This is a genomic window from Algibacter sp. (assembly GCF_029245835.1).
Taxonomy (GTDB): domain Bacteria; phylum Bacteroidota; class Bacteroidia; order Flavobacteriales; family Flavobacteriaceae; genus Algibacter_B.
Map to the genome: position 1 here is coordinate 85,014 of NZ_JAQWOO010000027.1, position 13,007 is coordinate 98,020.

Below are 13,007 nucleotides of genomic sequence, written 5' to 3' on the forward strand. Positions count from 1 at the left end.
TATGAATATTCTCGTAACAGGAGCCACAGGCTACATAGGTAAACGTATTATTCCTTTTTTATTAAATGAAGGACATACGGTTATTTGTGTTGTACGAGATAGACTTAGAGCTGATAAAAGTTACGCTGAAGAGGAAAATATTTATGTTATTGAAGGCGATTTTTTAAAACCTGAAACACTACATAACATCCCAAAAAAAATTGATGTAGCCTACTATTTAATACACTCTATGTCTAACTCTTCAAAAGATTTTGAATCTCTAGAAGAACGTTGTGCTTTAAATTTCAAAGATTATATTGAAACTACTAATGCTAAACAAGTTATTTATTTAAGTGGTATTACCAACGAAGAGATCCTCTCAAAACACTTAAGATCCAGAAAAAATGTTGAGAAGATATTAGCCTCAAATCAGTATGCGCTTACCATATTTAAAGCAGGTATTATTGTTGGTTCTGGTAGTTCTTCATTCGAAATTATAAGAGATTTAGTTGAGAAACTCCCATTTATGATAGCACCCAAATGGTTGAATACAAAAACACAACCTTTGGCTGTTAGAGATGTTTTATCATTTTTAACACGAGCTGCTGGTAACAAAACATTGTTTAATAAAAGCTTTGATGTTTTTGGTCCAGAAGTTTTAACCTATAAAGACATGCTACTTCAATTTGCCGAAGTAAGAGGATTAAAACGCTACATTTTAACCGTACCAGTAATGACTCCAAAACTATCGTCCTATTGGTTATATTTTGTAACGTCTACATCCTATAAATTGGCATCATCGTTAGTAGATAGCATGGGGATTCAAATTATAGGCAAGAAAAGTGATATCAATGAAATACTGGAGGTACATCCGCTTACTTATAAAGAAGCAGTGTCATTAGCTTTTGAGAAAATAGAACAAAATAGTATTGTTTCCAGCTGGAAAGATTCTATGGTAAGTAGCGGAAGGTTAAGAAACCAGTTGCATAAATATGTAAATGTTCCAAAATTTGGTTGTTTTAAAGATTATAAAGAGCGCCCAGTAACAAACATTGATAAGACTATTAATAAAATTTGGGCCATTGGCGGTAATACAGGTTGGTATTATGGGACCATTTTGTGGAGGTTGCGTGGTTATATCGACAAGCTTTTTGGAGGTATAGGTTTACGACGAGGACGAACAAGTCCAACAGAATTAGATGCTGGTGACGCCTTAGATTTTTGGCGCGTAATTTTTGCTAATAAAGAACAACAAAAACTTTTACTATATGCTGAAATGCGTTTACCGGGAGAAGCCTGGTTGGAGTTTAAAATTGAAGATAATTTATTAAAGCAAACCGCAACATTTAGACCCCGTGGATTATGGGGAAGACTCTATTGGTATAGTGTTTTGCCTTTTCATGGCTTTATATTTTCAGGGATGATTAACAAATTAGTTGATGTCGAATCATAAAAAACAAAACTTACCCCAAAAAAAATGTCCTGTTTGTAAACTGTCCTTTAACTGGCGAAAAAAATGGGAAAAGAATTGGGATACTGTTAAATATTGTAGTGAACGATGCAGAAGAAACAAAACAGCACAGGCTTAGTTTGGTTTAGAAATAACCTAAGAGTTCAAGATAATTATGTGCTAAATGAAGCCATAAAAAATCATAAACGTACCATTGCTGTTTATTGTTTTGATCCTAGGGATTTTGAAACCGACAAATTTGGATTTAAAAAAACGGATAAATTCAGAGCAAAATTTCTTATTGAAACTGTTCAAGATTTAAAGTCAAATTTAAAGGTATTAAATATTGAATTATTTATTTTTTTCGAATTACCAGAACGTTGTTTACCAAAATTAATTTCAGAATATCAAGTAACGCATATTTACTTGCAAAAAGAGTGGACAAGCGAAGAAGTAACTGTTTTTAGTGATTTAAAAAAAGTAGTCTCAACCGATGTTATTTTCAACACCTATTACGATCAGTTTTTACACCATCCATACGATGTAGATATGCCTTTTTCTGATATCCCTCAAGTATTTACAAACTTCAGAAAACATGCTGAAAAACAAAGTGATATCAGGTTATCTGTTATTAATAATCCATCAGAACCTATTGATACTATTAAAAATAAAACTCAAATTCCAAAATTAGAAGATTTAGGGTTTAACGATTTTGAAACACATATAAACTCTGCATTTCCATTTAAAGGCGGGGAGTCTGAAGCTACAAAACGATTGAATAATTATTTTTTTGAAACCAAAAAACTAGGATTTTATAAGAAAACAAGGAATGGGTTAATAGGAACAGATTTTAGCTCAAAATTCTCCCCGTGGTTAGCAAACGGAAGTATTTCTGCAAGAACTATTTATTGGCAAATCAAGACATTTGAAAAAGAACATTATAAAAATCAATCTACCTATTGGTTGATTTTTGAACTTATTTGGCGCGACTATTTTAAATACATATCCTTAAAACATGGAAATAGTATTTTCAAAATTGGTGGTATTCTGAAAAAAGAATATAAATGGAATAACGATAAAGATTTAGTTCAAAAATGGATAAAAGGTGAAACAAAATCATCTTTTGTAAATGCCAATATGATTGAACTTAAAAAAACAGGATGGATGAGTAATAGAGGGAGACAAAATGTAGCATCCTTTTTTTCAAAAGACCTAAAACTAGATTGGCGAATTGGAGCTGCTTATTTTGAATCGCTACTTATAGATTACGATGTACATAGCAACTATGGTAACTGGATGTATGTCTCTGGTGTTGGTAACGACCCTAGAGATCGAAAATTTAATGTAAAATTACAAGCAGAGCGTTACGATGGCAATAGAAAGTTTCAAAAGTTGTGGTTGCAAGAAACATTATTTTAAAAGTTATTCTCAGTGAAACAAAAGAAAATGAAAACACTTAGACTCATATTAGGAGACCAACTCAATATAAAACACTCATGGTTTAAAGAAACTAATGATGATGTTACGTATGGTCTTTTTGAAATGCGTCAAGAAACAGATTACGTAAAACATCACATTCAAAAAGTAATCGGTTTTTTTGCCGCAATGCGTCAGTTTTCAGAAGATTTAAAATCAAAAAAACATGATGTTCACTATTTAAAAATCAATGATGAAAACAATACTCAAAATCTCACTGAAAATCTTTCACTCTTAATAAAGGAATATAATATTGAACAATTTGAATACATATTTCCAGACGAATACAGATTAGACAAACAATTGAGTTCATTTTGTGAGGGTTTAAGCATACCTTCAAAAGCAGTTTTAGCAGAACACTTTTATACTCAGCGCGAAGACCTAGCAAATTTCTTTAAAGGGAAAAAGCAATATCTCATGGAGCATTTTTATCGAGACATGCGAAGGAAACATGATATTTTAATGGTCTCTAATCAACCTGAAGGTGGTAAATGGAATTACGATAAAAGCAATAGAAATAAATGGAAAGGCGATGTTGAAATTCCAAATTATAAAGTATTCAAAAATGATATTTCAGAGGTAAAAAAAGATATAGAAAAAGCAGATATAGTAACCATAGGTAAATTTGAAACTAAGACCTTCTCCTATCCTATTTCTAGAGTTCAGGCTTTAGAGCAATTAAAATATTTTTGTGAAGCATTATTGGTTCACTTTGGAGATTTCCAAGATGCGATGCATACAGATGAGGACTATCTATTCCATTCCCGATTATCTTTTGCCATGAATTTAAAACTCATCTCCCCAAAAGACATTATAACAAGCGTTATGAATTATTATCGAAAACACGGTGACGCAATTCATATTTCACAAGTCGAGGGTTTTATTAGGCAAGTTATAGGCTGGCGGGAATACATGCGAGGTATGTATTGGGCATTTATGCCAGATTACAAACAGAAAAACGAACTAGATAATCATAACAAATTACCAGACTTTTTCTGGACTGGAAAAACAAAAATGAATTGTTTAAAACATGCCATAACAAACTCTTTAGACAACGGGTATGCACACCATATTCAACGTTTAATGATTACTGGTAATTATGCACTTTTAACACAAACGAACCCGGATGAAGTTGACGATTGGTATTTAGGGATTTATGTTGATGCTATAGAATGGGTGCAACTTACCAATACAAGAGGCATGAGCCAATTTGCTGATGGTGGAAAAATAGCAACAAAACCTTATGTATCATCAGGCTCTTACATCAATAAAATGAGTAATTATTGTAGCGGATGCCATTACAATAAAAGTAAAAAAATAGAAGAAGATGCATGTCCGTTTAATAGTTTATACTGGAATTTTTTAGATGAAAAAAGGAAGTATCTCGGGAAAAATTTCAGAATGAAAATGATGTATAGTTTATTAGATAAAATGGATCCTTCTGAATTACAAAAGATAAAAGATAAAGCACAACATATCATAGCGCATCAAGATGAATACTAAGCCCCAAATACATTTAGTCTGGTTAAAACGTGATTTACGTTTACATGATAATGAGGCCATTTTTAATGCTTTAAAAACTGGTAAGCGCATTTTATTCCTTTATAGTTTTGAACCTATTCTATTGAACGACACACATTACAGCAAGCGTCATTGGGATTTTATTAAGGAATCCCTAATCGATTTGAATACGGAATTAAAAGCATATAACTCTAAGGTATTAATAGTACAATCAGATATAATAGCTGCTGTAAATCAATTATTAAACTACTATAAAATAAATACTATTTACTCACATCAAGAAACGGGTATACTAGTCACCTTTGAAAGAGACAAAACCTTTCAGCGGTTTTGCAAAAATAACCTCATCTCATGGAACGAAAACATTAACAATGGTGTTCGTAGAGGTTTAACAAATCGTAAAAATTGGACTGAATTATCAAATGCCTTTTATGAAATTGAGCCACTTCCCTTTAACCCAGAAAAAAAACAACTCTTAACCATAGAAGAGATTGAAACCTTAGAAACCCATTTTAAACTACCAGATTTGCTAACGGATAGCAATTCTCCTTTTCAAAAAGGGGGTCGTTCTATGGGTCTTAAATACTTAAAATCGTTTTTTAAAGATCGGTATTCCAACTACATGTTTCATATTTCAAAACCAGAACTAGCCAGAAGTAGTTGCAGTAGAATTTCCCCCTATATCGCTTGGGGAAACTTATCAATTCGAGAAGTCTATCATGAAGCGTATCATTTAAAAAGCACATCAAAACATAAAAAAGCACTTGAAGCATTTATGTCTAGACTACGTTGGCAGGCACATTTTGTTCAAAAATTTGAAATGGAGCACACTATGGAAGAAGCCAGTATAAATAAGGGCTTTCATAAACTAAAAAAAAACGTATCTAAAATATATCAAGAGGCTTGGAAAAACGGTTTAACAGGCTATCCGCTTGTTGATGCTTGCATGCGTTGCTTGAATGAAACTGGTTATTTAAACTTTAGAATGCGAGCCTTGGTCGTTTCATTTTTTACACACAATCTCTGGCAACCATGGCAAGAAGCAACAACACATTTATCGCAAATGTTCTTAGATTTTGAACCTGGTATTCACTTTCCACAATTACAAATGCAGGCAGGTGAAACGGGTATAAATATGTTGAGAATATACAACCCAATAAAAAATAGTTTAGAACATGACCCTGATGCTTTTTTTATAAAAAAATGGGTACCCGAATTATTACCGCTTGACACTGCTTTTGCGCATCAACCCTATTTAATGACTGAACTTGAACAACAATTCTATAATTTTAAACTTGGGAAAGACTATCCTTATCCTATTGTCGATTTAGACGCTACAAGAAAAAAAGCAGGTGAGACTTTATGGAATCTCAAGAAAAACAAAAAAGTTATTGAAGAAAGTAAAAGAATCCTTAAAAAACACACTCTTAACCAAAGATCATTTAACAGCTAAACTATTAATAAGCAGAGTTTTAAAATAAACAATAAGTTTCATCAATAGTGAAATATAAATTTTTGTTTAATGTTTACCTAAAAAAGGTAAACATTTTGTATATTTGATGTATCAATAAGCAAAAATGATATTAGATTCAACATACCACAATAAAGAAGAAAAGCATACTTTAAATGACTTAGTTGGAAGACCTTTTACACTTCTAGAATCTTTAAAAATGAAAGGTGTTGGCTCTAAACGAATGATTATTGAGGATGTAAGTCCGAATTTACAATCTTATATAAACACCGTTTCAGATGCGAACTATGCGAATATAGAATTACGAAAAAATGGCATTCTAATATTCATCAATAAAGGTTTAAAAAATTTCATTTGGGGTATTCCTTATTATCAGTTGGTTATTTATAAAACCAATGGAGCAAGTATCCATGCTCAAGGAAAATTTATTCATTTTAGAAACAATAAAATGTTTAAAGAAAACAAAGCATTTTTTAGTAAAATGTTAGATGAGAAAATAAAATACGACGAACAATATAACTTCCACCACATATGAATTTATCTATAGAAGAAATAGACAGAGTTATAGAAATGGCTTGGGAAGATAGAACCACTTTTGATGCCATAAAATTTCAATTTGGTTTAAAAGAACAGGAGGTTATTGAACTGATGAGGAAAGAAATGAAACCAAGTAGTTTCAGACTATGGAGGAAACGGGTACAGGGCCGTCAAACAAAGCATGAAAAACTGAGGGTATTTGACAAAGGTCGTTTTAAATGCAGTAGACAAAAGCAAATTACACACAATAAAATTTCAAAACGCTAACGTGCTTTGATTAATGTATAATCATTAAGACAGCACATAAAAAAGAGTAACATGAAAATAAACACATTAGAAAAAGAAGCGAGTACAAACAAACTAAATGGCTTTTCAGCTACAGACATTGGCGATGACCATCTATATACTGGTTTAGAGACGCCCATGAAGCCTGATGCCTTTAAATTGAATGACACCGAAAAAAAAGAGCGTATAGCAATTCTTTTCGAAGAAATTATGGATGTTATGGGATTGGATTTAACTGATGATTCTTTACAAGGCACACCAAAAAGAGTAGCAAAAATGTATATAGATGAAATATTTTCAGGTTTAAACCCAGCTAATAAACCAAAGGTTGCTCTGTTTGATAACAAATACAAATATAACCAGATGTTGGTGGAGAAGAATATTACATTCTATTCTAATTGTGAGCATCATTTTGTTCCAATTATTGGTAAAGCCCATGTTGCTTATATTTCCTCAGGAAAAGTTATTGGACTATCTAAATTAAATAGGATTGTTCAGTATTATGCTAAACGTCCTCAAGTACAAGAACGTTTAACAAATCAAATAGCCAACGAGTTAAAAACAATTTTAGATACTGAAGATGTAGCGGTTATTATTGATGCCAAACATTTATGTGTATCTTCTAGAGGCATAAAAGATGAAACATCTTCGACAGTTACTGCTTATTATGGGGGAAATTTTAACACTTCAGAGAAAATTACAGAATTACAGAATTATATAAATAGTTAGTATCATGGAATTAATTGACAAAGCATTAGAGTTTGAACAAAGAAAAATGAGATCATTATCAACCAGTGATCGTGTAAAGCTATCTAGAGAAGCAAAAGCTTTAATCTTAGATTTAAATCAAGTTTACAAGGTAAAAAAAGATGAAAAAATCATGGATATCATGAAGCGCTTAACCGTTATAAAAAGAAAAGTGGAGAAGCGACTAAAGGGAAGACTTTTATAGAGACTACCAAAAAAGAGCTTCTTACATCTGTAAATATTAAATTTTCCCTAATAATTCTATATTAAAATAGTTAATCTAGCATAATTTACTATATTGGCGATATTGGTATGCAAATTGCACCAGTAAAGTAGATTAAAGATTAAAAAAAAATTATGGAGATTATTGATAAGGCTTTAGCATTTGAGCAACGCAGACACACTTTTAAAACAACAAGTGAGCGTATAGAATCGTCTAGAGAAGTTAAAAGTTTAATATTAGGCTTAAACGATATTTATAAAGAGAAAAAAGATCCAGAGATAATGGATCTGATGAAACGATTGACTGTTATAAAACAAAAAATTGAAAAAAGGCTAAAGGGCAGGCCATAACAAATAATATGCCCTGAAAACCATGAAAACAATAATTATAGTTGGTGGAAGTAAGGGCATTGGAAAAGCCATTGTTACAAATTTATTAGCGCATTGTAATGTTATAAACATTAGTAGAAATGCTCCTGATATATCGCATGACAACCTTACTCACCATCATTGCGATGTTACCAAAGATGAATTACCAGAAATTGAAGCTGCAGATGGGTTAGTTTACTGCCCAGGAAGTATCAATCTAAAACCAATTTCTAGACTAAGTATTGATGATTTTAAAGACGATTTTGAAATCAATGTGCTTGGTGCTGTAAAAGTGATTCAAAAATACCTTCCAATTTTAAAAAATGGAACCAAACCATCTATTGTTCTTTTTAGTACCGTAGCCGCAAAATTAGGTATGCCTTACCACGCTAGTGTTGCTGTATCTAAATCTGGTGTTGAAGGTTTAGTAAAATCTTTAGGTGCAGAATTAGCGCCTACTCTACGTATTAATACTATTGCACCAACAGTTACAGATACGGAATTAGCCTCCAAATTGTTGCGAAACGAAAAGATGATAGATAATATCACTGAACGTCATCCGCTGAAAAAGTTTTTGTCACCCAAGGAAGTTGCAGACATGGCAGAATTTCTATTATCAGATAGCTGTGCTTCTATTTCGGGCCAAATATTTGAAATGGACTGTGGTATAGTTAGTTTTAAAATATAAGCTATGAATCCTCTAAAAGTATTTTTGGCCACCTTAAATTCAAAAAGTAATTCATCTACAAAAATGAATATCGATTCCATTTATGACATAAAAATTAATGATATAAATGGAAAACCTATCGATTTATCTCAATTTAAAGGCAAACATATCCTTTTTGTTAATGTAGCCTCTAAGTGTGGATTTACATCTCAATACAAAGATTTACAAAAGTTATATAATACATATCAAGATAAACTTCAAATTATAGGTTTACCATGCAACCAATTTGGAGGTCAAGAACCAGGAGATTCTGAAGCTATAGCATCATTTTGTGAAATAAATTATGGTGTTACATTTCTGATTACAGAAAAAATTAATGTAAAAGGCAAGCAACAACATCCACTTTATACTTGGCTCACACAAGACATTAATAACGGTGTTAAAAACTCCTCTGTAAAGTGGAATTTTCAAAAATATTTAATTGATTCAAATGGTAAATTTATAGATTATTACATGTCTACAACAAATCCTCTGAGTTCAAAAATTACAAATCATTTAAAATAAAAAGCCATGTTCGGATTATTAAAAAAGAAATCTAAAATAGAAAAACTAGAAAAAAGATTTAAAAAACTGATGCAGGAATGGCATACACTTTCTTCAGTTAATCGGTCTGCTAGTGATGAAAAATATGCAGAAGCTCAAATTATTGCTCAACAAATAAATATGCTAAAAAGTAAAGCCGCTTAAATACATTTAAACATATTTAGCAATAAATTTTGGAGTATTAGCTTATAGGAGTTGCATCATCCATAATCAACCACATATTAAAAGTTACAGGAATTAAAGAAGTAAGTTATACTTTATAATTCATTTTATAATAGTTAAAACTAATAACTTAATATTCTTATATTCAATAAGTGAGACTAAAAAACCAATTAAATTCATCAACAATTAAATATTAAAAATGAAGCTCCTCAAATACATCTTATTTTTTTTGGTAATCAATTTTGGAGCGCTTGCTATTGGAAGTTGGCTGATGGAGAATGGACCACAAACAGCATGGTATACAAATTTAAATCAAGCACCTTGGACACCACCTGGTTGGGTTTTTGGTGTAGCTTGGACTAGTATTATGATTTGTTTTTCAATATACATGGCATACTTATACAAAATGCTTTCATCAACTAATGTTATTATACTATTCAGTATTCAATTTGTTTTAAACGTTATTTGGAATTATATTTTTTTCAATCAACATTTAGTAGGTTTTGGATTTACAGTCATTCTGCTACTCACCGTTGTTGTTTCAGCATTTATGTTTTCCTATAAAAAAGAAATGGGTTTAAAAACCATGCTCATTCTTCCCTATTTAATTTGGTTGTGTATTGCAACTTCACTTAATGGCTATATTCTATTGTACAATTAATTTTTAGAGATTCACTTATTCAAGGGAATAGAAAAAATATCTATCTATGAAAATATACACACTTCACAAAAAACAGAACTTACCAATTACTATAGAGCAAGCCTGGGATTTTTTATCAGATCCAAGAAACCTCAAAACAATTACTCCTGATTATATGAGTTTTAATATATTATCAGGAGCAGACAGACCTATGTTTGCTGGTCAAATTATACAATACATTGTTACCCCAATTTTAAGTATAAAAACAAAATGGGTTACTGAAATTACACACATTGTTGATAAGCATTATTTTGTTGACGAACAACGATATGGACCTTATGCGTTATGGCATCATAAACATTTTATTAAGGAAATTGATGGTGGTGTAGAAATGGAAGATATTATAGACTATAAAGTGCCTTTTGGTTTGCTAGGACAACTGGTTCATCCTATATTAGTGAAACCTAAATTGGAAGAAATTTTTAATTATAGAACTGAAAAATTAGAAGAACTTTTTGGCGTTTATAAGTAAAATTAGGTTTTCGCTTTCGCGGAAATAAAAAAAACTGAAACATTTAATGAAGCAAACTGTAAATATATTTTGGTTTAGACGTGATTTAAGATTGGACGATAATGTTGGATTTTTTGAAGCCTTAAATTCTGAAAATCCAGTGTTACCTATTTTTATTTTTGATTCTGAAATTTTAGAAAAGCTTCCAGAAGATGATGCACGTGTTACGTTTATTCATGAAACACTGCAAGACATGTGTTCAACTTTACAAAAAGAACATCATAGCAGTATTGCGATATTCCATGGCAAACCAATTGACATATATAAGGATTTAGTTGAGGAATACGACATAGAGGCGGTTTATACTAACCATGATTATGAACCTTATGCTACAAAGCGTGATGAAATAATACAATCTTTTTTAGCTGAAAATAATATTGAATTCAAAACTTTTAAAGATCAAGTTATTTTTGAAAGAGACGATGTCGTAAAAAAAGACGGAACACCTTATGTGGTTTACACGCCCTATATGAAACTCTGGAAAGAAACATTTAAATCTCACGATTTAAAAATTTTCCACACAAACACCCATATGAATAATTTGGTAGAACATTCAAGATTACCAAACCTGAGTTTATCTGAGGTTGGTTTTAAAAAATCCAGTCAGAATATAAAACCTTATACAGTAACGCCAATACTTATTCAAGAGTATGAAGCAACTCGAAATTTTCCCGCTAAAGACAGCACTTCCAGACTTGGTCCGCATTTACGGTTTGGAACCGTAAGTGTTCGTAAAATGATTAAAAAAGCCATTGCTGAAAACAATGAAATATTTTGGCAAGAGCTAATTTGGCGCGAATTTTTTATGCAAATTCTTTGGCATTTTCCACATACAAAAGAGTCAAGTTTTAAATCGAAATACGACAGAATAGAATGGCGTAATAACGAAGTTGAGTTCAAAACTTGGTGCGAAGGAAAAACAGGGTACCCTTTAGTTGATGCTGGCATGAGACAACTTAACGAAACAGGCTTTATGCATAATCGTATTAGAATGTTAGTAGGTAGTTTTTTATGCAAACATTTACTAATTGATTGGCGCTGGGGCGAAGCTTATTTTGCTGAAAAATTACACGATTATGAAATGGCAAGCAACATTGGCAACTGGCAATGGGTTGCTGGAAGTGGTGTTGATGCTGCGCCGTATTTTAGAATTTTTAATCCTACTACTCAAATCCAAAAATTTGATAAAGATTTGAATTATATTAAGCAATGGGTTCCTGATTTTCAAGAATTCACTTACCCACAGCCTATGGTAGACCATAAGTTTGCTAGAGAAAGGTGTTTAGAAACTTACAAAGCAGCTTTGAATTAAGCTATAGTATATTGTTAACGAACAGTTTTTTATATTATATAAATTAACTTCAAATAATATATAGAGTGGTTGTTATTTTTTATTACCACAAAAAAAGCTTCCAAACGGAAGCTTTTTTTATAATTTGATTTTATAAAAAGTAAAATGATGTACTACTTCACTTTTACTGGAGCATTAAGTTTTGAACTCATTTCCATAGAAATGGATGATCTATCAAACTTTAATTTTCCAGCCATAGTTTCAATAACACAACTGTTATCCTTATCATTTAACTCTGAAATTTTACCGTGTAAACCACTTTTAGTGATTACTTTATCGCCACGCTTTAATTCGGCTGCAAATTTCTTTTCCTTTTTTGCACGTTTCATTTGTGGTGCAATCATAAAGAAATACACAACAACAAACATTAATACAAATGGTAATAAACTACCTATTCCTTCTCCCATTATAAATTTATTTAGCTTTTAGCTTGTATTGGTTGTGATTTAGCAGGGTCTGGTTTTACAAATGCTGTAATTTTTACAATCTCAGAACCTTTTTCAGTGTTAGCAGTAACTGTTATAGTTTTAGTAATTTTATTTGAACCGCTTCCGTTAAATTTAACCGAAAACTCACCAGAACTACCAGGTAACAAAGGCTCTCTACTCCAATCTTGAGGTACGGTACAACCACAAGAACTTTTAATATCTGTAATAACTAAAGGGGCTTCACCCTTATTCGTGTACTTAAAAGTCGTTTCAACAGCAGTTTTAGCTTCAATTTCTCCAAAATCGTGCTCTTTTTTATCGAACTCTAGTACTGGAAATTTAGACGAAACTGCGTCTCGAGCAGCAGCAGCAGCAACATTACTCTCTTCAATTTTTTGAGTAGCGTTCTCTTTACAAGAGGTAAAAGCGATTAAACACATGGCGCTAAGTCCTAATATTATTTTCTTCATGATAAATATTTTAAGATTTAAAGTTCCGCAAAAATAGTAATTATTTAAACGATTAAAA

At 31.5% G+C, this 13,007-nt stretch carries 18 protein-coding genes; 16 read left to right on the plus strand and 2 right to left on the minus strand.

Going from position 1 to position 13,007, the window contains the following annotated elements; all coding sequences use genetic code 11:
- Nucleotide 1: 1 nt before the first annotated feature.
- From P8K68_RS04070 to P8K68_RS04145, 16 genes are all read left to right on the plus strand, one after another.
- On the plus strand, nucleotides 2-1,432 hold the full coding sequence (locus P8K68_RS04070; RefSeq protein WP_300248371.1) for an SDR family oxidoreductase: 1,431 nt from the start codon (nucleotides 2-4) through the stop codon (nucleotides 1,430-1,432).
- Nucleotides 1,419-1,568: a DUF2256 domain-containing protein gene (locus tag P8K68_RS04075; RefSeq protein ID WP_300248372.1), complete on the plus strand. Its 150-nt coding sequence runs from the start codon at nucleotides 1,419-1,421 to the stop codon at nucleotides 1,566-1,568. Before P8K68_RS04070 ends, P8K68_RS04075 begins: the two co-directional genes overlap by 14 nt.
- Nucleotides 1,538-2,848: a DASH family cryptochrome gene (locus tag P8K68_RS04080; protein WP_300248373.1), complete on the plus strand. Its 1,311-nt coding sequence runs from the start codon at nucleotides 1,538-1,540 to the stop codon at nucleotides 2,846-2,848. Before P8K68_RS04075 ends, P8K68_RS04080 begins: the two co-directional genes overlap by 31 nt.
- Nucleotides 2,849-2,875: 27 nt before the next feature.
- Nucleotides 2,876-4,408 carry a cryptochrome/photolyase family protein gene (locus P8K68_RS04085; RefSeq protein ID WP_300248374.1) on the plus strand — a complete coding sequence of 511 codons (1,533 nt, stop codon included), beginning with the start codon at nucleotides 2,876-2,878 and terminating at the stop codon, nucleotides 4,406-4,408.
- Nucleotides 4,398-5,879, plus strand: coding sequence for a deoxyribodipyrimidine photo-lyase (locus tag P8K68_RS04090; protein ID WP_300248375.1), 1,482 nt, complete (start codon nucleotides 4,398-4,400; stop codon nucleotides 5,877-5,879). The genes P8K68_RS04085 and P8K68_RS04090 overlap by 11 nt, the downstream gene beginning before the upstream one ends.
- 124 nt (nucleotides 5,880-6,003) lie before the next feature.
- A complete protein-coding gene (locus P8K68_RS04095) occupies nucleotides 6,004-6,432 on the plus strand; it encodes a hypothetical protein (protein WP_300248376.1) in 429 nt (142 codons plus the stop codon).
- Complete coding sequence (locus P8K68_RS04100; RefSeq protein WP_300248377.1) at nucleotides 6,429-6,701, plus strand: TIGR03643 family protein; 273 nt, start codon at nucleotides 6,429-6,431, stop codon at nucleotides 6,699-6,701. Before P8K68_RS04095 ends, P8K68_RS04100 begins: the two co-directional genes overlap by 4 nt.
- Nucleotides 6,702-6,752: 51 nt before the next feature.
- Nucleotides 6,753-7,448, plus strand: coding sequence for a GTP cyclohydrolase I FolE (folE, locus tag P8K68_RS04105; protein ID WP_300248378.1), 696 nt, complete (start codon nucleotides 6,753-6,755; stop codon nucleotides 7,446-7,448).
- Nucleotides 7,449-7,452: 4 nt separating this feature from the next.
- Nucleotides 7,453-7,671, plus strand: a complete 219-nt coding sequence (locus tag P8K68_RS04110) for a hypothetical protein (protein ID WP_300248379.1) — start codon at nucleotides 7,453-7,455, stop codon at nucleotides 7,669-7,671.
- A 152-nt stretch (nucleotides 7,672-7,823) separates the two neighbouring features.
- On the plus strand, nucleotides 7,824-8,039 hold the full coding sequence (locus P8K68_RS04115) for a hypothetical protein (RefSeq protein ID WP_300248380.1): 216 nt from the start codon (nucleotides 7,824-7,826) through the stop codon (nucleotides 8,037-8,039).
- A gap of 22 nt (nucleotides 8,040-8,061) precedes the next feature.
- Nucleotides 8,062-8,745, plus strand: coding sequence for an SDR family oxidoreductase (locus P8K68_RS04120; protein ID WP_300248381.1), 684 nt, complete (start codon nucleotides 8,062-8,064; stop codon nucleotides 8,743-8,745).
- 63 nt (nucleotides 8,746-8,808) lie between these two features.
- Complete coding sequence (locus P8K68_RS04125; RefSeq protein WP_300248423.1) at nucleotides 8,809-9,288, plus strand: glutathione peroxidase; 480 nt, start codon at nucleotides 8,809-8,811, stop codon at nucleotides 9,286-9,288.
- Between the two features lie 6 nt (nucleotides 9,289-9,294).
- Complete coding sequence (locus P8K68_RS04130) at nucleotides 9,295-9,471, plus strand: Lacal_2735 family protein (protein WP_300248382.1); 177 nt, start codon at nucleotides 9,295-9,297, stop codon at nucleotides 9,469-9,471.
- 217 nt (nucleotides 9,472-9,688) lie between these two features.
- Complete coding sequence (locus tag P8K68_RS04135) at nucleotides 9,689-10,150, plus strand: TspO/MBR family protein (RefSeq protein WP_300248383.1); 462 nt, start codon at nucleotides 9,689-9,691, stop codon at nucleotides 10,148-10,150.
- A gap of 46 nt (nucleotides 10,151-10,196) precedes the next feature.
- Complete coding sequence (locus P8K68_RS04140) at nucleotides 10,197-10,661, plus strand: SRPBCC family protein (protein WP_300248384.1); 465 nt, start codon at nucleotides 10,197-10,199, stop codon at nucleotides 10,659-10,661.
- A gap of 46 nt (nucleotides 10,662-10,707) precedes the next feature.
- A complete protein-coding gene (locus P8K68_RS04145; RefSeq protein ID WP_300248385.1) occupies nucleotides 10,708-12,012 on the plus strand; it encodes a deoxyribodipyrimidine photo-lyase in 1,305 nt (434 codons plus the stop codon).
- Nucleotides 12,013-12,164: 152 nt separating this feature from the next.
- Here the strand turns inward: P8K68_RS04145 and yajC are convergent, their stop codons facing one another.
- Both yajC and P8K68_RS04155 read right to left on the minus strand, forming a co-directional pair.
- Nucleotides 12,165-12,458, minus strand: coding sequence for a preprotein translocase subunit YajC (gene yajC / locus P8K68_RS04150; RefSeq protein ID WP_300248386.1), 294 nt, complete (start codon nucleotides 12,456-12,458; stop codon nucleotides 12,165-12,167).
- A gap of 11 nt (nucleotides 12,459-12,469) precedes the next feature.
- Nucleotides 12,470-12,949, minus strand: coding sequence for a DUF1573 domain-containing protein (locus tag P8K68_RS04155; RefSeq protein ID WP_300248387.1), 480 nt, complete (start codon nucleotides 12,947-12,949; stop codon nucleotides 12,470-12,472).
- Between the last annotated feature and the right edge of the window lie 58 nt (nucleotides 12,950-13,007).

Bases quoted from the DNA above. Each gene is read 5' to 3' on its own strand.
- P8K68_RS04070 (WP_300248371.1), top strand. From the start codon at position 2: ATGAATATTCTCGTAACAGGAGCCACAGGCTACATAGGTAAACGTATT.
- P8K68_RS04075 (WP_300248372.1), top strand. From the start codon at position 1,419: ATGTCGAATCATAAAAAACAAAACTTACCCCAAAAAAAATGTCCTGTT.
- P8K68_RS04080 (WP_300248373.1), top strand. From the start codon at position 1,538: ATGCAGAAGAAACAAAACAGCACAGGCTTAGTTTGGTTTAGAAATAAC.
- P8K68_RS04085 (WP_300248374.1), top strand. From the start codon at position 2,876: ATGAAAACACTTAGACTCATATTAGGAGACCAACTCAATATAAAACAC.
- P8K68_RS04090 (WP_300248375.1), top strand. From the start codon at position 4,398: ATGAATACTAAGCCCCAAATACATTTAGTCTGGTTAAAACGTGATTTA.
- P8K68_RS04095 (WP_300248376.1), top strand. From the start codon at position 6,004: ATGATATTAGATTCAACATACCACAATAAAGAAGAAAAGCATACTTTA.
- P8K68_RS04100 (WP_300248377.1), top strand. From the start codon at position 6,429: ATGAATTTATCTATAGAAGAAATAGACAGAGTTATAGAAATGGCTTGG.
- folE (WP_300248378.1), top strand. From the start codon at position 6,753: ATGAAAATAAACACATTAGAAAAAGAAGCGAGTACAAACAAACTAAAT.
- P8K68_RS04110 (WP_300248379.1), top strand. From the start codon at position 7,453: ATGGAATTAATTGACAAAGCATTAGAGTTTGAACAAAGAAAAATGAGA.
- P8K68_RS04115 (WP_300248380.1), top strand. From the start codon at position 7,824: ATGGAGATTATTGATAAGGCTTTAGCATTTGAGCAACGCAGACACACT.
- P8K68_RS04120 (WP_300248381.1), top strand. From the start codon at position 8,062: ATGAAAACAATAATTATAGTTGGTGGAAGTAAGGGCATTGGAAAAGCC.
- P8K68_RS04125 (WP_300248423.1), top strand. From the start codon at position 8,809: ATGAATATCGATTCCATTTATGACATAAAAATTAATGATATAAATGGA.
- P8K68_RS04130 (WP_300248382.1), top strand. From the start codon at position 9,295: ATGTTCGGATTATTAAAAAAGAAATCTAAAATAGAAAAACTAGAAAAA.
- P8K68_RS04135 (WP_300248383.1), top strand. From the start codon at position 9,689: ATGAAGCTCCTCAAATACATCTTATTTTTTTTGGTAATCAATTTTGGA.
- P8K68_RS04140 (WP_300248384.1), top strand. From the start codon at position 10,197: ATGAAAATATACACACTTCACAAAAAACAGAACTTACCAATTACTATA.
- P8K68_RS04145 (WP_300248385.1), top strand. From the start codon at position 10,708: ATGAAGCAAACTGTAAATATATTTTGGTTTAGACGTGATTTAAGATTG.
- yajC (WP_300248386.1), bottom strand. From the start codon at position 12,458: ATGGGAGAAGGAATAGGTAGTTTATTACCATTTGTATTAATGTTTGTT.
- P8K68_RS04155 (WP_300248387.1), bottom strand. From the start codon at position 12,949: ATGAAGAAAATAATATTAGGACTTAGCGCCATGTGTTTAATCGCTTTT.